15 protein-coding genes, 1 tRNA gene and 2 pseudogenes are annotated in these 19,214 nt (G+C 57.9%); 10 read left to right on the top strand and 8 right to left on the bottom strand.

All coding sequences use genetic code 11. The features are described from left to right. Window positions 1–5: 5 nt before the first annotated feature. Entirely contained in the window at window positions 6–650 is a 645-nt protein-coding gene (locus AFK24_RS29160) for a TetR family transcriptional regulator C-terminal domain-containing protein (RefSeq protein ID WP_065836549.1), read from the bottom strand. 190 nt (window positions 651–840) lie between these two features. Between AFK24_RS29160 and AFK24_RS29155 the strand changes: the two genes are divergently transcribed. The 4 genes from AFK24_RS29155 (at window position 841) to AFK24_RS29140 (ending at window position 5,956) form a co-directional block, all read left to right on the top strand. Next, window positions 841–2,436: an ABC transporter substrate-binding protein gene (locus tag AFK24_RS29155; protein WP_065836629.1), complete on the top strand. Its 1,596-nt coding sequence runs from the start codon at window positions 841–843 to the stop codon at window positions 2,434–2,436. Window positions 2,437–2,508: 72 nt separating this feature from the next. Beyond that, the gene (locus tag AFK24_RS29150) at window positions 2,509–3,492 is read left to right on the top strand and encodes an ABC transporter permease (RefSeq protein WP_065836548.1); all 984 of its coding nucleotides are present in this window, start codon (window positions 2,509–2,511) and stop codon (window positions 3,490–3,492) included. 17 nt (window positions 3,493–3,509) lie between these two features. Then, entirely contained in the window at window positions 3,510–4,376 is an 867-nt protein-coding gene (locus tag AFK24_RS29145; protein WP_240500478.1) for an ABC transporter permease, read from the top strand. Then, window positions 4,373–5,956 (top strand): ABC transporter ATP-binding protein, encoded by a 1,584-nt coding sequence (locus AFK24_RS29140; protein ID WP_065836546.1) that lies wholly within the window; start codon window positions 4,373–4,375, stop codon window positions 5,954–5,956. The genes AFK24_RS29145 and AFK24_RS29140 overlap by 4 nt, the downstream gene beginning before the upstream one ends. 82 nt (window positions 5,957–6,038) lie before the next feature. Here AFK24_RS29140 and AFK24_RS29135 read toward each other — a convergent pair. From AFK24_RS29135 to AFK24_RS29105, 7 genes and pseudogenes are all read right to left on the bottom strand, one after another. Beyond that, window positions 6,039–6,527, bottom strand: a pseudogene (locus AFK24_RS29135) (IS21 family transposase); the annotation flags it as partial. Window positions 6,528–6,597: 70 nt separating this feature from the next. Then, window positions 6,598–8,396, bottom strand: a pseudogene (locus tag AFK24_RS32185) (tyrosine-type recombinase/integrase). A gap of 223 nt (window positions 8,397–8,619) precedes the next feature. Beyond that, a tRNA-Gly gene (locus AFK24_RS29125) sits at window positions 8,620–8,695 on the bottom strand. A 61-nt stretch (window positions 8,696–8,756) separates the two neighbouring features. After that, window positions 8,757–9,317 (bottom strand): CDP-diacylglycerol--glycerol-3-phosphate 3-phosphatidyltransferase, encoded by a 561-nt coding sequence (gene pgsA, locus AFK24_RS29120; RefSeq protein ID WP_020290071.1) that lies wholly within the window; start codon window positions 9,315–9,317, stop codon window positions 8,757–8,759. A 32-nt stretch (window positions 9,318–9,349) separates the two neighbouring features. Next, window positions 9,350–11,173, bottom strand: a complete 1,824-nt coding sequence (gene uvrC / locus AFK24_RS29115) for an excinuclease ABC subunit UvrC (protein ID WP_065836628.1) — start codon at window positions 11,171–11,173, stop codon at window positions 9,350–9,352. A gap of 1 nt (window position 11,174) precedes the next feature. Further along, entirely contained in the window at window positions 11,175–11,819 is a 645-nt protein-coding gene (gene gacA / locus AFK24_RS29110; RefSeq protein WP_020290069.1) for a response regulator transcription factor GacA, read from the bottom strand. Between the two features lie 182 nt (window positions 11,820–12,001). Continuing rightward, window positions 12,002–12,370 carry a helix-turn-helix domain-containing protein gene (locus tag AFK24_RS29105; protein ID WP_065836544.1) on the bottom strand — a complete coding sequence of 123 codons (369 nt, stop codon included), beginning with the start codon at window positions 12,368–12,370 and terminating at the stop codon, window positions 12,002–12,004. A gap of 81 nt (window positions 12,371–12,451) precedes the next feature. Here AFK24_RS29105 and AFK24_RS29100 point away from each other — a divergent pair, with 81 nt between their 5' ends. From AFK24_RS29100 to AFK24_RS29075, 6 genes are all read left to right on the top strand, one after another. Continuing rightward, a complete protein-coding gene (locus AFK24_RS29100) occupies window positions 12,452–12,685 on the top strand; it encodes a DNA-binding protein (protein ID WP_065836543.1) in 234 nt (77 codons plus the stop codon). A gap of 619 nt (window positions 12,686–13,304) precedes the next feature. Continuing rightward, on the top strand, window positions 13,305–14,387 hold the full coding sequence (locus tag AFK24_RS29095) for a 3-deoxy-7-phosphoheptulonate synthase (protein ID WP_065836542.1): 1,083 nt from the start codon (window positions 13,305–13,307) through the stop codon (window positions 14,385–14,387). Window positions 14,388–14,595: 208 nt separating this feature from the next. Beyond that, window positions 14,596–14,877, top strand: coding sequence for a peptidylprolyl isomerase (locus AFK24_RS29090; protein ID WP_065836541.1), 282 nt, complete (start codon window positions 14,596–14,598; stop codon window positions 14,875–14,877). 369 nt (window positions 14,878–15,246) lie between these two features. Continuing rightward, window positions 15,247–17,115 carry an extracellular solute-binding protein gene (locus AFK24_RS29085; RefSeq protein ID WP_065836540.1) on the top strand — a complete coding sequence of 623 codons (1,869 nt, stop codon included), beginning with the start codon at window positions 15,247–15,249 and terminating at the stop codon, window positions 17,113–17,115. Further along, window positions 17,116–18,192, top strand: coding sequence for a microcin C ABC transporter permease YejB (locus AFK24_RS29080; RefSeq protein WP_065836539.1), 1,077 nt, complete (start codon window positions 17,116–17,118; stop codon window positions 18,190–18,192). Continuing rightward, window positions 18,192–19,214 (top strand): ABC transporter permease, encoded by a 1,023-nt coding sequence (locus AFK24_RS29075; protein ID WP_065836538.1) that lies wholly within the window; start codon window positions 18,192–18,194, stop codon window positions 19,212–19,214. Before AFK24_RS29080 ends, AFK24_RS29075 begins: the two co-directional genes overlap by 1 nt.

Genomic DNA, 19,214 nt, shown 5'->3' with positions numbered 1-19,214 from the left:
CGCATCTAGGGCGCGGGCAATGAGAATTCGTCAGGAAAAAAACCGGCCATGTAGGCGTAGCAAAGCCTGCGCGACGCCTCTCGCTGGGCAGGTCCCGTCTCGCCGGTGACATGGTTGAACGTCCAGCAGCCGTCGCTCAGGGCATACAGGCCAAAAGCGATTTGCGCAGCCGGCAGGTCCAGTTGTCTATCAACGGCCAGCGCCTCAACCAGTTCGGTTATGGAGGCCAGCGAGCGCCGCTTGAGCTCACCGCAACGTGCCCGATAAGCCGATACCCGCGAGGTCTCGGCCCAGAAGGCCATCCACACGGCGACGTTTTTGGGTTTGGCGATGCGCTTGTCAAAGTCCAGGTCGATGACTAACCGCAGGCGTTCGGCCACGGTGGCAGTATTGGGTGCCAGAATCTTGTCCCAGAGCACTTCGTATTCCTTGACCAGCATATCGAGCGCCGCCAGCAGCAGGCGCTCCTTACTCTTGAAATGGAACGCGACCACACCGTAGCTGCAACCCGCTTCTACGGCGATGTCATTCATGGTGATACCCGACAGGCCCTTGCGAGCGATGACCGTGACTGTCGCCGCGAGCAATTGCTCCTGGCGCTCAGCGACCTGATCGAATTTGTTGGCAGGCTTTGCAGTGACTTTAACCAATCTATTTCCCCCAGCATTGTAGTGGGCCGTCAGCAGCCCCAGTTGCCATGTGCCAGAGAAGATAGACTGACTGGACAATCAATATCAAGTGGTTGACTAATCAATCAACGACGAATAGTTTGAGTGGCACGCAGGTCAGCTGCGTCAGGGGTTCGAGAAAACAGCCATGCATTTTTTCGGGGATGATCAGATGACGCACAGCAAAGACCCAGATGACACCTGCAACGGTTTTTCACGCCGACGCTTTCTGGAAGTGGCCACGGTTCTGGGTGCCAGTGCCGCCATGGCTTCAGCATTACAACCGGGCATGGCGTTCGCTGCCCCCGCGACGCCCAAGGCTGGCGGCCACGCCCGCTTCGCCATCAACGACGGCGCACCCAGCGATAGCTACGACCCTGCTGGCTGGTTGACCTCTTTTGCTCAGGCTGCATTTGGCGGCACCCTCACCAATGGCCTGACGGAACTGGCGGTCGACGGTTCGATCGTGGCGGCACTCGCCGAGAGCTATCAGGCCAATGGCGACCTGACGGTGTGGACCTTCACCCTTCGCCCGGGCCTGGTGTTCCATGACGGCCGCCCGGTCACCCCCAATGATGTGATTGCCTCGTATCGTCACCACATGAGCAAGGACTCCACCTCCGGGGTCAAAGCCTCACTCGATACCCTCACCGACATCAGCGCCAAGGGCGAGCACGATGTGGTGTTTACCCTCAGTGGTGGCAACGCCGACTTCCCGTACACCGTGTCCGATAACCACCTGGCGATCATGCCAGCCAACGCTGACGGCACCCTGGACTGGCAAAAGGGCGTCGCCACCGGTCCGTACATGGTCGAAAGCTTTCAGCCAGGCACCGTGCTAAAAATGAAGCGCAACCCGCACTATTTCAAGAAAGGCCTACCCTGGTTCGATTCAGTTGAGTTCGTCAGCATTGCCGACGTGGCGGCGCGCACCAATGCCCTGGTTACGGGCGAAGTCGACTACATGGTTGACGCCGATATCAAGACCCTGGCCATGCTGGAACGCAACCCCAAAGTTCACGTTTTACGCACCGCTGGCGTGCGGCACTTCAGCTTCGACATGAACGCCAAAGTCGCGCCCTTCGACAAGCCTGAGGTGCGCCTGGCCATGAAGTACGCCATGGACCGTGAGGCCATTCTCAAGAAGGTTTTCCTGGGCAACGCCAAAATCGCTGACGACAACCCCATCGCACCGCAGATCAAGTTCGCCACACAACCCAAACCGCTGCACACCTATAACCCGGACAAAGCTCGCGCCCTGCTCAAACAGGCGGGCCTGGACAGCATTGAAGTGGATCTATCGGTCGCCGATACCGCTTTCCCCGGCGCTGTCGATGCCGCGCTGTTGTACAAGGACTCGGCGGCCAAGGCTGGCATCACCATCAATGTGATCCGCGAGGCAGATGACAGCTACTGGGACAAAATCTGGCAGCACAAGCCGTTTGTCGCCTGCGACTGGCTGGGTAAACCGACCCTGGACGCCATGTTCACCACGTCCTATGCCAGCAACGGACCATGGAACGACACTGGCTGGGCCAATCCGACTTTTGACCAGTTACTGGTACAAGGCCGCGGCGAGTCCGATCCGGTAAAACGCCAGGCCATTTATGCGCAGATGCAGCAAATCTTGCATGACGATGGCGGGGCCATTGTGATGGTGTACGCACAATTCATCGACGCCGTGTCGGACAAGATCGCCCATGGCCCGCTGGGCAATATGTTGCAGTGCGACAACTTCCGCATGGCCGAGCGCTGGTGGATGGCCTGAGTCGACTGCGCACCCTGTACTGACACACTGCACGGCATGGGGCCGTGCGGCTGGCAAACTCGGGAAATAACCATGGACAGTGCGCTTTCAAACCCGGTATTGCGAACCACTGTGCAACGCCTGGGCATGGGCCTGGCAACGCTGGCGGCGGTATCGCTGCTGGTGTTTTCAGCGGTATTGCTGCTGCCCGGCGACTTCGCTAAGGCTACCCTCGGCCGCTCCGCCACCCCTGAAACGGTGGCGGCCCTCCAACGCCAACTGGGCTTGGACCAACCGTACAGCGAACGTTACCTGCACTGGGTGGGCGGCGCGCTGACCGGCGACTTCGGCCTATCGTTCACTTCCCGCGCCGGTGAGCCACGTCCGGTCATGGGCATCGTCGCACCCCGCCTGAAAAACACCCTGTTGCTGGCCGGCATCACAGCACTGGTGGCGGTTCCGCTGGCGCTGCTGCTCGGTATTCTTGCCGCAATCAAGCGTAACAGCTGGCTCGACCGGTTGTTCAACCTGACGACGCTGGTGAGTATTTCGTTTCCAGAATTCTTCGTGGCCTACACGCTGATGCTTTTGTTTGCGGTCAAGCTGCCGTGGTTCTACTCACTGGCTCGCATTACTCCCGGCATGAGCGTCGGCGACATCGCCTTGCACCTTGCGCTCCCGGTGCTGACCCTGACTCTGGGCATTGTCGCGCACATGATGCGCATGACCCGCTCAGCCATCGTCAGCCTGCTGACCAGCCCCTATATAGAGATGGCCACGCTCAAGGGCATTGCCCCATGGAGGATCATTCTGCGCCATGCCTTACCCAATGCCTGGGCACCGATCAGCGCGGTGGTGGCCTTCAACCTCGCTTATCTGGTGGTCGGCGTGGTCGTCGTGGAAGTGGTGTTCGTCTACCCCGGTGTCGGTCAGACCATGGTCGACGCAGTACGCTCGCGAGACATTCCAGTGGTGCAGGCCTGCGCGCTGATCTTCGCCGCCACCTACATCGCCCTCAACCTGGTGGCCGACATCGTTGCCATCACCACCAACCCACGGTTGCTGCACCCGCGATGACAGACGAGACCCCACCCATGACGGTACTTTATACGGCCCCGATCGAACGTGTGACGGTCAGTCGCTGGCAGCGCTTGAAGCGCAAACCCTGGATGGTCTACCTGTGTGCGGCGATCGTTATCGGCTACCTGCTGGTGGCGTTGTTGGCGCCCTGGCTTGCGCCCCACGGCGAAGCAGAGGTCATCAGCGACCAACCGTATGCTCCCTGGAGCAGCGAGTTCTGGCTGGGTACCGACCAGATCGGTCGCGACGTGCTCAGCCGCCTGATCTACGGCACACGCAACTCGGTGGGCATCGCGGTGCTCACCACCCTGCTGGCGTTTGCCGTCGGTGCCAGCCTGGGCGTGTTCGCCGCGATTCGTGGCGGCTGGATAGATAACCTGCTGTCCGCCGCCATCGAAACCTTGATGGCGATACCGCAACTGATTCTGGCCCTGATTCTGCTGGCAGCGCTTGGTCCGTCGATTCCCAATATCGTACTGATCATCGCCGTGATCAACGCCACGCAAATCTACAGGCTGGCACGCACCACTGCACGCAACGTGGTGGTGATGGATTTTGTCGAGGCCGCACGGCTGCGCGGTGAAGGCACAGCATGGATACTGCGCCGTGAGATCCTCCCCAATATCCTGCCGGCTCTGATCGCCGAGTTCGGCCTGCGCTTCTGTTTTGCCTTCCTTACCATCTCGACCCTGTCATTCCTGGGTCTGGGCATCCAGCCGCCCTCTGCCGACTGGGGCACCATGGTGCGCGAAGGCGCGACCTTCATCAGCTACGGCGACATCACTCCGCTGATTCCGGCCGGTGCCATCGCCCTGCTGACCCTGGCGGTGAACGTGGTGGTCGACCATTTCCTCGACCCGACCGACGAGCACCGACCATGAGCACCGAGCTGCTGCGCATCTGCAACCTGACCCTGGACGCACGTAACGGTAACGACTGGCAGCCCATCGTGCAGGAAATCGACCTGACTCTGGCGCGTGGCGAGGTACTGGGCCTGATAGGCGAGTCCGGCGCTGGCAAATCCAGCCTGGGCCTGGCAGCCGCCGGATTTACCCGCGCCGGCTGCCGGGTGCGTACAGGCGAGGTCTGGTTCGACGGTGTCGATCTGATCAAGGCCGGCGACAAGCACTGCCAGCAACTGCGCGGGCGACGTATCGCCTATGTCGCGCAGAGCGCCGCCGCTGCTTTCAACCCGGCACGGCGCCTGCTCGACCAGACCATCGAAAGCGCCCTGCTGCACGGCATACCCCGTGACGAAGCCGAAGCCACCGCACGGCAGCTATACCGCCAACTCAGTCTGCCTGACCCGGATCACTTCGGTGGGCGCTATCCGCACCAGGCCTCCGGTGGTCAGTTGCAGCGAGCGATGACCGCCATGGCGATGATCTGCAAACCCGATCTGATCATCTTCGACGAACCGACCACTGCGCTCGACGTCACCACCCAGGTCGACGTACTGACGGCAATCCGCAACGCTATTGCGCAGTCTGGGAGTGCCGCTCTGTACATCACCCATGATCTGGCTGTGGTGGCGCAAATGGCCCAACGCATCATGGTACTCAAGCGCGGCAAACTGGTGGAACAGGCGCCCACCCGGCAAATGCTTGAAGCCCCGACCCAGGCTTACACGCGCAGCCTGTGGGCGGTGCGCCAGTTGACCAAGGCAGTGGAGCCTGAGGCAAGCTCCCAGATCTTGCGCATCGAACGACTCAGCGCTCACTACGGACACGTGAAGGTGCTCGACGACATAAACATTGATGTGCCCCAGGGTCGCACCACCGCAATCATCGGCGAGTCTGGCTCAGGAAAGTCCACACTCGCCCGCTGCATCACCGGCTTACTGGCGGTGAGCGGCGGGACGGTGCAGTTTGCCGGGCACCCCCTGACAGCGCGTTACGCTGAACGGCCGCTGGAGCAATTGCGGCAGATCCAGTTGGTTTACCAAAGCGCCGACACTGCCCTGAACCCGAAACAGACCGTGCGTGAATTGCTCGGGCGGCCATTGGCGTTTTATCACGCCCTGGGCGGGGCAGCGCTGCAGCAGCGTCTGCGCGAACTGATGGAGATGATCGAGCTGAGCCCCGATCACCTCTCGCGCCTGCCCGGCGAACTCTCGGGCGGACAAAAGCAGCGCGTGGCGATTGCCCGTGCCCTGGCGGCCGAGCCACGCCTGATCATCTGCGACGAAGTGACCTCGGCATTGGACAAGCTGATCCAGCAAGGCATCATCAACCTGCTGTTGCGCCTACAGAAGGAACTGGGGGTGTCGTACCTGTTTATCACCCACGACATTGCGACCGTACGCGCGATTGCCGACCGCATTGTGGTAATGCACCAAGGCCAGGTGGTGGAACAAGGCACCCGCGAACAGGTGCTCAACCCGCCTCATCCAGCCTATACCGAGCATTTGCTGGCGTGTGAACCGCAGATGACCGAAGGATGGCTGGATGCGCGGATCTGAGGGGCACGCCCGTTGTTATTAGCCAGCAGATCTAAAGCTTAGATAAGAGCGTGATTTTCGTTCTGATGCACATATTTGATTACGCAACCAACCAAAATGCGCGACTGGCACACAGCTTCATATGCGAGACCTGGATGCGTCGGAACAGGCCACCGATCGGCAGACCTTCTTCGCTCCAGTCGAATTGAAAGGCCTCACCGAGTGCAAACGTCAGCGGTACAAAGGCCCGTAAAGACTTGCCTTGCTCGCCGCGCCACGCGCGTATGAAGGCGGTGAGCTCGCTGTAGCCGCCGTCGTAACCCTCCGCCTTGATCTGTTCGAAGAGTGCTTTGACGCTCCTGCGGTTGTGCTTTGCCCGAAACGAATCGGCCTTGAGCGCCTGCTCCAGCGTCTGGTGAAATGGATTGAGTTTGTTGAAGGCTGCGCACCGCTGGTACGCCGGCTGAGTGGCTTCGGGCGCTCTGACCCATTTTCGAATGGTGTTTCTCGACAGCCCGGTACGCTTGGCTATCTGATGCAGCGACAGCTTGTCGCGAAAGTACATGCGCCGAATTTTCCCCAACATTTCCATGCTGATCACCCTGTGTTCTCCTGCTCGGAAAGTGAGCAAATACGTGTCGCTACCGTCCGAACACAGCACCTCAGCTTGAGCTCAAGGCATTGCAAACAATCCGTATTGTCACGTCAAAATTCTCCTCAGTGAGTGCATCGATTGGAGAACGATCTTTTAGTCGGTCGCAGGGTGTGCAAAGAGCACTATAAAGCCTCCATGTATCCGCAGCCTGAGACTGCATTAGCAACGTAAAAACCAGCTTTTGCCGCAATGGATCGAGCTGCCAATCCGGCACTCGCAACCCACGATCACCCAGACCGATCGCCAACAGCCGACCCGCCTTGATCTCCCGACTCACCTGCTCACGCGACATACCCGCCAGCCGCGCAAAATCAGGCACCGTCAGATTAGTCGGCGCCTCATATGCAGCTAGCATGGCAAGACGCTTGCGTTGTATTTCCGAAACCGCCGGTTCAACTACTACCTTCTCCGGGGCGACCAGCTGCGCAGCAACATCAGACGAAGAATCAATTCTCTTACGCGTGGCGGCCACGTCATAACGCAACGAACTGCCGACCGCCCCCACCGCCTCTGGCAATGACGCCGCCCCCTCTAACCGAATGGTCAGCGGCGAACTCGCCGCTTCATGCTTGCCCCGCGCCCACAGGTCCAAACGATTGGCCCAATCCTGCATCATGGTTCGCCGCTGCTCGACGTACCTGGCATGGTTATAGGTCGCACTGACTTGGTCAGGGTCAGCATGGGAAAGTTGGGCGTCAATCCAGTTCTTGGGGTAGCCAATCTCATTCAGCGCCGTGGAGATAGTCGCTCGCATTCCATGGCCGGTGAGTTGGTCAGCGTATCCCATTCGATGCAGGGCATAATTCAAGGTGTTTTCACTAATGCGTAACTGGAGATTGCTGCGATGAGAGAACAAAAATCGCTGTGCGGGCACGACCTGATCCAAAAGATGGCGAACGATTTCCAGCGCCTGTACAGAGAGCGGGACAATATAGGGTGGTATTTCACCTCCTGCCTTATCGCACTTGCGCATCTTTAGTTGGAGCTGCTTGACCACCTCCGGCGGAACGACCCACAGCTGCTTCTCCAAGTCGAACTGATCCGGCGTGGCATAACGCAGCTCACCCGTTCTAACACCTGTCAGCAGCAACAAACGTAACCCGAGTGTCGTCTGAAGTTGACCGCCGTAATTTCGCATCTTCGATAGCAACTCCGGCAGCTGCTCCATACGCAAATAAGGGTTGTTAGCCACGGGAGGCTTGGGATGCGCCACGACGTCTAGGTCCGAGGCAGGATTCAGCTCCAGCCCTCCGACTTTTACCAGAGAGTAGCGAAACATCTGGTTGAACCAGGTCCGGCATTTTTCAGCCATGGTGAAGGCTTTGCGTTGCTCGATGGTGCTGAGGATGCCCAGCAGGTCGTGCCGGGTGATGCTTTTGATTGGACGCTCACCCAAGGTGGGCAAGACGTCTTTTTTGAAGACCCTGAGGATCTGCGATAGCGTGCTCTGGCGCCCCTCCTTCAGGCTCAGGCGACGGAAGTCGATCCACTCGTTGTAGACCGCCAGGAAGGTTTGTTTTACTTCGGCTTCGGCCTCAATACGCCGCCACTTGCGGTGGTCACACGGGTTTATGTTCTGGGCAATGAGCTTGCGCGCTTCGTCACGGCGCTCACGCGCTTGTTCAGGCTGACTTCGGGGTAGGCGCCGAAGGACATGCGCTGCTGGCGCCCTCCCCAGTAGTAGCGAAACAACCACCGCTTATTACCGATCGCGGTCACCATCAGTGACAGGCCATCAAAGTCGCCGAGCGTGTAGTTTTTACCCGTAGCTCGGGCGTGTCGAATGGTGAATTCTGATAGAGGCATGGTGAGCTCCTGTGAGAGAGTCAGCACCTGATGCTCGTCTGGTGACCTGAGAGGATCCAGCAACAATACGAATTCGAGTCTGTCCGTTAGACAGTACTTAAAACGATACTTAAACGTACCGGATTGCGTTGGATTTCAGTGGTTTCCCGCGGAAACGAAAAAAGACGCCTAAGCGTCTATTTCGTGGATCCCAGCGCCCATTGGACATCTGCGGATCAAATTTTGGAGCGGGAAACGAGACTCGAACTCGCGACCCCGACCTTGGCAAGGTCGTGCTCTACCAACTGAGCTATTCCCGCATCTTGGTGACGGGGCCATTCTATAGATTCAAATAGCCGCGTCAACCCTTTGATTCAAAACTTATTTTTTATCTGTGGTGGTTCTCAGATGAGGCCAGGCCGCTCTCATGTATTGCACCATTGACCACAATGTCAGGCCGGCTGCCAGCAACAGCAAGACGTAGCCCACGATCACCCAAAAAGTAAACGCCGGTGGATTGGCCAGGAGGATGACCAGCGCCAGCATTTGCGCGGCGGTCTTCCATTTACCCAGGTTGGAGACCGCAACCTGCGCCCTCGCCCCCAGTTCAGCCATCCATTCGCGCAGTGCAGAGATCACGATCTCGCGACCGATAATCACCGCAGCCGGCAGCGTCAGCCACAGATTGGCGTGTGCCTGAACCAGCAACACCAGCGCGACCGCGACCATCAATTTATCTGCAACCGGGTCGAGAAACGCACCAAACGGGGTGCTTTGCTCAAGACGCCGGGCCAGATATCCATCGAGCCAATCCGTTGCCGCCGCAAAAGCGAAGACCGAACTGGCCGCCATGTAGCTCCAGTGATAAGGCAGATAAAACAGCAAAATGAAGATCGGAATCAGGAGGACACGTAGAACGGTGATCAGATTAGGAATATTCATCGGCACAACTGGCTACGAGGTGAGCGGGCATTCTACTCGCTGTGCAGGTTTGCATAAATCGACTCTGCGAGCTTTTTACTGATTCCGGGCGCTTTGGCTATTTCTTCGATGCTTGCGCGTGACAATTCCTGTAACCCTCCGAAGTGTTTGAGCAGGTCCCGACGGCGCGTAGGCCCAACCCCGGCGACGCCTTCAAGCGTCGACGTACGCCGGGTTTTACCACGTCGCGCGCGGTGTCCGGTGATCGCAAAACGGTGGGCTTCATCCCGAATCTGCTGAATAAGGTGCAATGCTGGCGAATCCCCCGGCAAGGTGAACTCGTGCGCCGCATCGTTGAGGTACAGAGTTTCGAAACCGGCTTTGCGCGTCGCACCTTTGGCCACGCCTAGAAGAATCAGGTCAGGAACCGCCAATTCATTGAGCACGTCCCGCGCCATGGACAGCTGGCCTTTGCCGCCATCGACCAACAGGATATCAGGCAACTTGCCCTCGCCGTCCTTGAGTCGGCTGAAGCGTCGGGTCAGCGCCTGGTGCATGGCGGCATAATCGTCTCCAGCGGTGATGCCTTCAATGTTGTAGCGTCGATAATCTGACTTGATCGGCCCTTCAGGACCAAATACCACGCACGATGCGACCGTTGCCTCGCCACTTGAATGGCTGATGTCGTAGCACTCAAGGCGCAGCGGCGGCTCGTCGAGCTTCAACACCTTCGCCAATGCATCGAAGCGGGCCGCGACATGCTGGCGATTGGCAAGCCGTGCCGACAAGGCCTGTTCTGCGTTGGTAACAGCCATCTGCTGCCAGCGCGCGCGCGTACCGCGAACACGATGACTGATGATCAGTTCGCGACCACGAGACTCTTCGATCGCATCAATCAGTGTCGGGAAATCATCGTGAAGCACATTGACGATGACTTCGCCGGGAAGCTCGCGATCCACACCGCCCAGGAAATATTGCGAAAGGAACGCAGACATGACCTCGCCCACCTCCTCCTCGATACCCACCTGAGGAAAGAAATTCTTGCTGCCCAGAACGCGCCCACCGCGCACGCTGATCAGATGTACACAGGCGCCGCCGGGATTGACGAAAGCAGCCACTACATCCACATCGCCAGTGCCGCCCTCCATGCTTTGCTGATCCTGCACACGCCGCAGCAGTGCGATCTGATCGCGCAATTCAGCTGCCCGCTCAAAGTCCAGGCTCATGGCAGCCTTTTCCATCAACGTGTTCAGCTCGTCGGTCAACGTGTTACTGCGACCTTCGAGGAACATCACGGAGTGACGAACATCTTCGGCGTAGACCTGCGGCTCCACCAGGCCGACACACGGGCCCTTGCAGCGCTTGATCTGGTATTGAAGGCACGGACGCGTGCGGTTCTTGTAGTAGCTGTCTTCGCACTGGCGAACCAGAAAGGTCTTCTGCATCAAGCTCAGGCTTTCGCGAACGGCACCCGCGCTCGGGTACGGACCGAAATAGCGACCTTTGGTTTTTTTCGCGCCCCGGTGAATGCTCAGGCGCGGAAAGTCGCCGTCCGACAAGTACACATAGGGATAGGATTTGTCATCGCGCAGCAGGATGTTATAGGGCGGTCGCCACTCTTTGATGAGTGTCTGCTCAAGCAGCAACGCCTCGGTTTCATTGGCGGTAATCGTTGTCTCGATCTGGGCAATACGAGCAACGAGCGCGCTGGTCTTGGGGGCGTGGCCGGTTTTGCGGAAATAACTGGCGAGGCGGTTCTTAAGATTCTTGGCCTTGCCCACATAAAGCAGGCGTGCCTCGGCATCGAACATGCGATACACGCCAGGGCGGCCGCTGCAGGTAGAAAGAAAAGCACTGGGATCGAACGGTTGGTTCATTTCAGGCGCTGGCATCGACCATGCCGTGACGTACTGCCAATAAAGCCAGTTCAACATCGCTGCTGATCGAAAGCTTCTCAAAGATACGGTAACGGTAGGTATTGACGGTTTTAGGTGACAGACATAGTTTGTCGGAGATCACCTGAACTTTCTGACAACCCACGATCATCAAGGCGATCTGTATTTCACGCTCAGAGAGCAAATCGAACGGAGAATTATTCACTTGCGGCTGGAATGACTTGATCGCCAACTGCTGGGCTATCTGCGGGCTGATATAGCGCTGACCGGCAAATACAAGACGAATGGCCTGGACCATTTCGGCCAGGCCGGCGCCTTTGGTCATGTAACCGGCGGCACCTGCCTGGAGCAAACGCGTAGGGAATGGATCGTCCTCACAAACGGTTACCGCGACGACTTTTATTTCCGGATGGCTGCGCAGCATTTTGCGGGTAGCCTCAAGGCCTCCGATGCCGGGCATCTTCACGTCCATCAGAACCACATCGGGTTTGAGCTCACGCGCCTTCTTCAGCGACTCCTCTCCAGAGTCAGCCTGACCGACGACCTGCAGACCATCTATATCGGCCAGCATGCGTGTGATGCCTGTCCGAACAAGATCATGGTCATCGACAACTAGCACCTTAATCAAGCAGACACCTCGCGAAACGGACATGACGAATGCTCGTCACCATAGCAAAAACAGCGAGTCAGACCTAGCTTAAAGCGAAGTCTGACTCATATAGAGGTGGTAACGGCAGATATAGCTTTTTGCTACTTATACGGTTGAACGACTTGATTTCCCAGCTTCACCCCGTAATCACGGGGAAAGACTCAATTGCTGTCACGATTTCCGGGCTTGGCATGAATTGCATAGGACGCCGACAGCTCGGCCATGGTCGTGGTCAAACGTCGAATGGCATCCTGATCTTCCTTGAGTAGTGATCTGTAACTCCCTAGTACCTTCTCCTCGGCATTGCTCAAATTATCGACAGGGATGGGTGTCGGCGTGCCAGTCAGGACGTAAAGCACATCAACGCCTTTGGCCGCGACTGCTGCGAGGTAGTCGGCCTTGGGAGCACGATCGCCGCTTTCGTATTTGCCTTGAGCGTTCGCTTCGACACCACCGATTTCTCCGAAGGCACGCTGAGAAAGCCCCAGTCGTTCTCTTTCTTTTCTAAGCCGGTAACCAATTCCACTCATTTGAATGCATAATCCTGTTGACCCCATCCTTACGAATGGTAGAATCTAGATAAATTAAACTGATTTGAACGGTTTTGAACTATGCCCGGAATACGTACCGCTGCACAAGCCAAGGCCTGGCTAGAACAACAAGGTAAATCTGTTCAAGAGTTTGCGCGCGAGAACAGCATCGACCCTGCGACCACCTACCAAGTGCTGGCGGGACGCAAGAAAGGCCGACGTGGGGAAGCCCACAAAGTCGCGGTATTACTCGGGATGAAGATCGGCAGTATCCCCACGGCTGTCGAGGCGCAGCCTCAGCAAATGGCTGACTGATTGCAAATTGCCGTACGGTCATGCGGTAGTGATGCCTGGACGTCCGGGGCTATTGAATAGATAGCGCCTCTGGGCTCGATTGGATTTTCTGATTGAATCCACACCGCAGGCTGCAGTAAGCTTGCAGCACTTTAACGGAGATGCTTCATGTCCCAGCCAATCTCATCGATGCACCACTCTGCCAGCGTAGATCGCTCGGTGGCGTGCTTCATCGAGTGCCGCGGCTTGAACAGCATTGATCTCCCGAACAGCTTTTATTTTGGGTATTGGTATAGCCACTGGCGCGCCTGATACCTACCTGGCGCCCACACTAACGGGGACGCCAACCAGAGAAATCTCTACCCCCGGTCGGCTACCCGATCGGGGGTTTTGTTTTTCAGCCCCTGAACTTTTGCCCCAGAACATTGAATCCATCGAGGAATACGACATGACTTACAACACTTATTACCGTTACGACAGCCGCTTCGCCTGGCGATTTAGCAACCTCCGTTCGGGACAGCCAGCCGCCTCCGATCGGTCACTTACAGGTGGCAGCCAGTTGCACACAGCCAATACGGCAAATTGTCGAACACATCAGTAGGACCTGAGCGGGAACGCCCGCCAGTCCAGGAAGCCCTATATGAACTCTTCTGTCTCAGTCAAATCATCCGATCTGTCGCCGAGCAATCTCACCGTACTCGACAGCGTCCCGGCGCCCCGGCGCCTGCCCAGCCCCCTACAGCTCAAGTCTCAATTGCCGCTGGATCTTGCCCTGACGGAGCAAGTCTCTGCTCACCGTCGAGCAATACGCGCGATTCTCAACGGTGATGATTCGCGCCTGCTGGTAATCGTTGGCCCCTGCTCTATTCATGACCCGCACTCAGCTCTGGAATACGCGCAGCGCCTGGCCGATCTGGCCGCGCAAGTCAGTGACCAGATGCTGCTGGTGATGCGTGCCTACGTGGAAAAACCACGCACAACTGTGGGCTGGAAAGGCCTGGCCTACGACCCGCAGCTGGATGGCAGTGATGATATGGCGGGCGGTTTGACGCTGTCCCGGCAACTGATGCGGGAAATGTTGCGCCTGGGACTGCCCATTGCGACGGAAATCCTGCAACCCATGGCAGCCGGCTATTTCGACGATTTGCTCGGCTGGGTGGCAATCGGCGCCCGCACCACCGAATCGCAGATTCACCGGGAAATGGCCAGTGGCCTGCCAATGCCTGTGGGCTTCAAGAACGGGACTGATGGCGGAGTTGCCGTCGCCAGCGACGCCATGCGCTCTGCGGCTCACCCACACCGCCATTTCGGTATGGACCGCCAAGGCCATCCGGCGATTATCGAGACCCAGGGCAACCGCGACACACACATTGTCCTGCGCGGAGGCCATGGCGGACCGAACTACGACAGTCAAAGCGTCGCCAGAATACGCGGCAGCCTCGAAAAAAATGCGCTCAGCGCCCGCATCATGGTTGATTGCAGCCACGCCAACAGTGGCAAGGATCCGCTGCGCCAGCCTCAAGTCTTCCGCGACGTGCTGGCTCAACGCCTGCAAGGCGATACATCGCTGGTGGGCATGATGCTGGAAAGCCATTTGTTTGAGGGTTGCCAGCCGTTGAGCGAATCCCTGCGTTACGGCGTTTCGGTTACCGACGGCTGCCTAGGCTGGGACGACACCGAGCACCTGCTCCGCGACGCCGTGGACAAACTGCGTTACAGGTAAAAAAGCAAAAATCGCAGGCTTGATCTGACACTGGTTTTGGCGTGCCGCGCGGTGATGCGGCCGCGCACCCACGGGGCTTTTTTGGCAAGTCGGGCGTAACAATCGGGCGCCGATGGTCACGTGCCCTGTAACACCTTCGGAACTTTTAGCGGGAAAAGCGTCCCTTAATCCGGTAGGCTTTCACTTTTTTTAACAGGAGCAATTTCCCATGGCTAAAGCCACTGCCCGCCACATCCTTGTTGCCAGCGAAGAAAAATGCAACGAACTCAAGGCGCAAATCGAAGGCGGCGCTGATTTTGCAGAAGTTGCAAAGTCCAACTCAAGCTGCCCTTCCAGCCGTCAAGGCGGTGATCTGGGTTCGTTCGGTCCTGGCCAAATGGTCAAGGAATTCGACACCGTAGTTTTCAGTGCTCCAGTGAACGTCGTACAAGGTCCGGTCAAGACCCAGTTCGGCTATCACTTGCTGGAAGTCACCAGCCGCCAGGACTGATCGTCCTGTTGCGCGATGATTGAAAAACGGCCCGCCTCTAGCGGGCCGTTTTTATTTGTGCCGATCATTCCTGGTCCATTGTTTCCTCTGGCCGGCTAATACCCTCCTTCCCCACCCCGCAAAACGGCAAGCAAATTGCTATGTTTTGGCCGATTACTCGTTTGTGTTACTGCTCCCGGCGGTGCCATCGTGTTGCCGCTGCCACTGACGCATCATCTGGTTACAAAGGTGCTCGGTATCCGGTACCTTGAGCGCAGCGGTATTTACCTGTAGATACCTGTGCCGCGCCGGACAACGTATAAGACATTTCGTCGATCATGACCCTTAACTCTGATGTCCGCCTGCGGAGGTCAGTCCAGGATTCGAGTAATGCGTTTTGTTTTTTCATCGCTGATCGTTGCAACGCTGACCTTGCTGTCCGGCCTTCAAATTTCGTCCGCCGCTCCCCTGCACGCCCTGACTGTCTACGGTGAAGCGCCGCGCTATCCTGCTGATTTCAAACACTTCGACTACGTGAATCCAGATGCGCCAAAAGGGGGCAGCATGCGCCGCTCGGCGCAGGAAATCGGTCAGTTCGATCACTTGATGCCCTATCTCGACAAAGGCACCGGTGTTTCGCAGCTCAACGGCATGGTGTACTCACCCCTGGCCGTGAAATCCCTCGACGAACCCAATACGGTGTACGGCCTTGTGGCGCAAAGAATGGAGCGCGGCGACGACGGCCTGTCCTTGAGGTTCTTCCTGAATCCCAAGGCCCGCTTCGCCGATGGCACGCCAATCACCGCCGAAGATGTGCGCTATACCTACGATTTGCTGATGACCCAAGGCAGCATGTCATACCGCACGGAATTTGAGGACGTAAAGGCCGTTGAGGTGGAATCGCCGACCCAGATCCGCTTCGATTTCAAAAGTGCCGAGAACCGCAGCCTGCCTCTGGACCTGGCGTCGCTGCCGGTTTTCCCTGAGCACTGGTGGAAAAGCCGTGACTTCGCGGGCGGCGGCGGGTTTGAAATCCCCCTCGGCAGCGGGCCTTACAAAGTCGCCAAGGTTGATCCGGGCCGCAGCATCACCTTTGCCCGCGATCCGGACTGGTGGGGCAAGGATCTGCCGGTCAACAAGGGCTTTTACAACTTTGATTCGTTCAGCGTGGAGTATTTCGGCGACACCGACGTAGCGCGGCAGGTGCTCAAAGGCGGCGCCTACGATTACAACCGTGAATATTCAGCCACCGCCTACTCGATTCTTTACGACAGCCCGGCGCTGGATGAGGGTCGCCTGCAGAAAGCGCATCTGGCCAAAGGTGCCGTGCAGAGTTCCCAGGGTTTTGTGTTCAATCTGGACCGCCCAATGTTTCAGGACCGCCGCGTGCGTCAGGCGCTGGCCATGCTCTGGGACTTCGAGTGGACCAACCGGCAGATGATGCGCAACATGTACATCCGCCAGAACAGTTACTTTTCCAACTCGCCCCTGGCCGCGACGCAATTGCCCAGCAAATCCGAGCTGGAGATTCTTGAACCGCTGCGCGGCAAGATTCCTCCAGAGGTATTCAGTGAGGTGTTCCGCACCCCGAAAACCGATGGCACGGGTTTTATCCGTGACAAACAGCTTCAGGCCCTGGCGCTTCTGGAGGAAGCTGGCTGGATGCCCAAGGGCGATCAGCTGGTCAATGCCAAGGGCGAACCGCTCAGTTTCACCTTCCTCAACGGTCAGGCCGGTTTCGAGAAAATCCTGCTGCCTTACAAGCGCAACCTGGCGCAGATCGGCGTCACTTTCGAGATTCGCCGCATCGACGCCGCGCAATACCTGAACCGGGTCATGGCCCGGGACTACGACATGATTGTCACCGGCTATTCAGTATCCTCGTCTCCCGGCATGGAGCTGTACAACAACTTCGGTTCCAAGGGCGCCCGCGATCCCGGCTCCAGCAACTATATGGTCTTGCAGGACCCGGCCATCGACAGCTTGATCGAAGGTGTGGTCAAGGCTGACAACAAAGCGACGATGGTCGATTACGCACATTGTCTGGATCGCGTCCTGCAATGGGGCTATTACTGGATTCCCAATTATTATCCGCCGGGCGCATCGACCCTTTGGTGGAACCGCTTCGGCATTCCGAAAGTTCAGGCCAGCAACGCTGAAGCCATCGACACCTGGTGGGAAATCAGCCCGACCCCGCTGACCAACGAGCAATTCGCGGCAAAACGCGGTGTTTCAGCCATTGCCTCGGAGATGAAGTGAATGCTCGGCTATTTATTGCGACGCCTGCTGCTGATCATTCCAACCTTACTGTGCATTCTGCTGGTCAATTTTTTCATCGTTCAGGCCGCCCCGGGTGGACCGGTTGAACAAGCCATCGCCCGCCTGCAAGGCATTGGCGGCGCCAACGCCAGTGTTGGCAGTGCGCCAGCTGAATCGATCAGCGCCAATCAATCCCAATCTCGTGCTTCGCGGGGCCTTGACCCGAAGCTGATCAAGGACATCGAACGCCAGTACGGCTTCGACAAACCTTTGCATGAACGCATGTGGCTGATGCTCAAGAGCTATGCGCAGCTGGACTTCGGCAACAGTTTCTTCCGTGGCGCCAAAGTTACCGACCTGATTCTGCAGAAGATGCCGGTTTCGATTTCCCTGGGGTTATGGGCAACGCTGCTGACGTATCTGATTTCCATCCCGCTGGGCATTCGCAAGGCCGTCAAGCACGGCAGCCAATTCGACATCTGGAGCAGCACCGCCATCATCATTGGCTACGCCATGCCGGCGTTTCTGTTCGCGATGCTGTTGGTGGTGGTCTTCGCTGGAGGAACGTCGCTGAACTGGTTTCCGGTGCGCGGGCTGGTGTCGGAAAACTTCGCTGAAATGAGTACCGTGGGCAAGATCGCCGATTACTTCTGGCATCTGGTACTGCCCGTGTCGTCGCTGGTAATCGGCGGGTTCGCCACTCTGACGATTCTGACCAAAAACTCATTCCTCAATGAGATCACCCGCCAATACGTGGTCACGGCCCGCGCCAAGGGGCTCAGCGAACGCCGGGTGTTGTATGGCCACGTGTTCCGCAATGCAATGTTGTTGGTGGTGGCCGGTATCCCTCAGGCCTTCATCAGCGTGTTTTTCGCCGGCTCGCTGCTGATCGAGGTGATTTTTTCCCTCGATGGCCTTGGGCGCATGAGTTACGAAGCCGCCGTGTCACGGGATTATCCCGTCGTCTTCGGCTCGCTGTTCATCTTCACGTTGTTTGGCCTGCTGATAAAACTGGTCGGAGACATCTGTTACACCGTGGTCGATCCGCGAATCGACTTCAGCGCGAGGAATGCCTGATGAACAGACTTTCTCCGCTGGCCCAGCGTCGCCTGGACCGTTTTCGCAATAATCGTCGCGGCTGGTGGTCGCTGTGGCTGTTTTGCGGGTTGTTCCTGCTGAGCTTGGGCGGTGAAATCATCGCCAACGACAAACCGTTGCTGCTCAGCTATCAGCACAGCTTGTATTTTCCGGCCTTCAAGCGCTACACCGAACAGGAATTTGGCGGCCAACTGCCCTTCCAACCTGATTACCGCAGCGACTACGTGCGTGAGCTGATCAAAAAAGGCGATGGCTGGATGGTCTTTCCGCCGATTCCCTTCAGCGATGACACACCCAATTACGACCTGAACCGCCCTGCCCCCAGCCCGCCGAGCGAAACCAACTGGCTGGGTACGGACGATCAGGCCCGGGATGTGCTGGCGCGGGTAATCTTTGGAGCGCGGGTATCGATTCTGTTTGCCCTGGCACTGACCGTCATCAGTGCGCTGATCGGCATCGCCGCCGGTGCCTTGCAAGGTTATTACGGCGGCTGGGTGGATCTGATCGGGCAACGCTTGCTGGAGGTCTGGTCCGGCTTGCCAGTGCTTTATCTGTTGATCATTCTGTCGGGTTTTGTCGAACCCAATTTCTGGTGGCTGCTGGGCATCATGGCGTTGTTTTCGTGGCTGGCCCTGGTGGATGTGGTGCGCGCCGAGTTCCTGCGCGGGCGCAACCTGGAATATGTCAAAGCCGCACGGGCGCTGGGCCTGGACGACCGCAAGGTGATTCTGCGGCACATTCTGCCCAACGCCATGAATGCGACGCTGAGCTACTTGCCGTTCATTCTGACCGGGGCAATTTCGACCTTGACCGCTCTGGATTTTCTCGGCTTCGGCATGCCCGCCGGCAGCGCTTCCCTGGGCGAGCTGATCGCCCAGGGCAAACAGAACCTGCAAGCTCCGTGGTTGGGCCTCACAGCCTTCTTTACCCTGGCGCTGATCCTCTCGCTGTTGGTTTTCATTGGCGAGGCGCTGCGTGATGCCTTCGACCCGAGGTCTTGA

The organism is Pseudomonas syringae, from assembly GCF_001698815.1.
Taxonomy (GTDB): domain Bacteria; phylum Pseudomonadota; class Gammaproteobacteria; order Pseudomonadales; family Pseudomonadaceae; genus Aquipseudomonas; species Aquipseudomonas syringae_A.
The sequence above is the reverse complement of the archived record's forward strand: the minus strand, read 5'-3'. Positions and strand labels throughout refer to the sequence as shown.

What these genes read in the sequence shown, in the direction of transcription:
- AFK24_RS29140 (WP_065836546.1), top strand. Translation starts at nt 4,373, where the DNA reads ATGAGCACCGAGCTGCTGCGCATCTGCAACCTGACCCTGGACGCACGT.
- AFK24_RS29085 (WP_065836540.1), top strand. Translation starts at nt 15,247, where the DNA reads ATGCGTTTTGTTTTTTCATCGCTGATCGTTGCAACGCTGACCTTGCTG.
- AFK24_RS29155 (WP_065836629.1), top strand. Translation starts at nt 841, where the DNA reads ATGACGCACAGCAAAGACCCAGATGACACCTGCAACGGTTTTTCACGC.
- pgsA (WP_020290071.1), bottom strand. Translation starts at nt 9,317, where the DNA reads ATGAATATTCCTAATCTGATCACCGTTCTACGTGTCCTCCTGATTCCG.
- AFK24_RS29095 (WP_065836542.1), top strand. Translation starts at nt 13,305, where the DNA reads ATGAACTCTTCTGTCTCAGTCAAATCATCCGATCTGTCGCCGAGCAAT.
- AFK24_RS29100 (WP_065836543.1), top strand. Translation starts at nt 12,452, where the DNA reads ATGCCCGGAATACGTACCGCTGCACAAGCCAAGGCCTGGCTAGAACAA.
- AFK24_RS29080 (WP_065836539.1), top strand. Translation starts at nt 17,116, where the DNA reads ATGCTCGGCTATTTATTGCGACGCCTGCTGCTGATCATTCCAACCTTA.
- AFK24_RS29145 (WP_240500478.1), top strand. Translation starts at nt 3,510, where the DNA reads ATGACGGTACTTTATACGGCCCCGATCGAACGTGTGACGGTCAGTCGC.
- uvrC (WP_065836628.1), bottom strand. Translation starts at nt 11,173, where the DNA reads ATGAACCAACCGTTCGATCCCAGTGCTTTTCTTTCTACCTGCAGCGGC.
- AFK24_RS29075 (WP_065836538.1), top strand. Translation starts at nt 18,192, where the DNA reads ATGAACAGACTTTCTCCGCTGGCCCAGCGTCGCCTGGACCGTTTTCGC.
- AFK24_RS29150 (WP_065836548.1), top strand. Translation starts at nt 2,509, where the DNA reads ATGGACAGTGCGCTTTCAAACCCGGTATTGCGAACCACTGTGCAACGC.
- AFK24_RS29090 (WP_065836541.1), top strand. Translation starts at nt 14,596, where the DNA reads ATGGCTAAAGCCACTGCCCGCCACATCCTTGTTGCCAGCGAAGAAAAA.
- AFK24_RS29105 (WP_065836544.1), bottom strand. Translation starts at nt 12,370, where the DNA reads ATGAGTGGAATTGGTTACCGGCTTAGAAAAGAAAGAGAACGACTGGGG.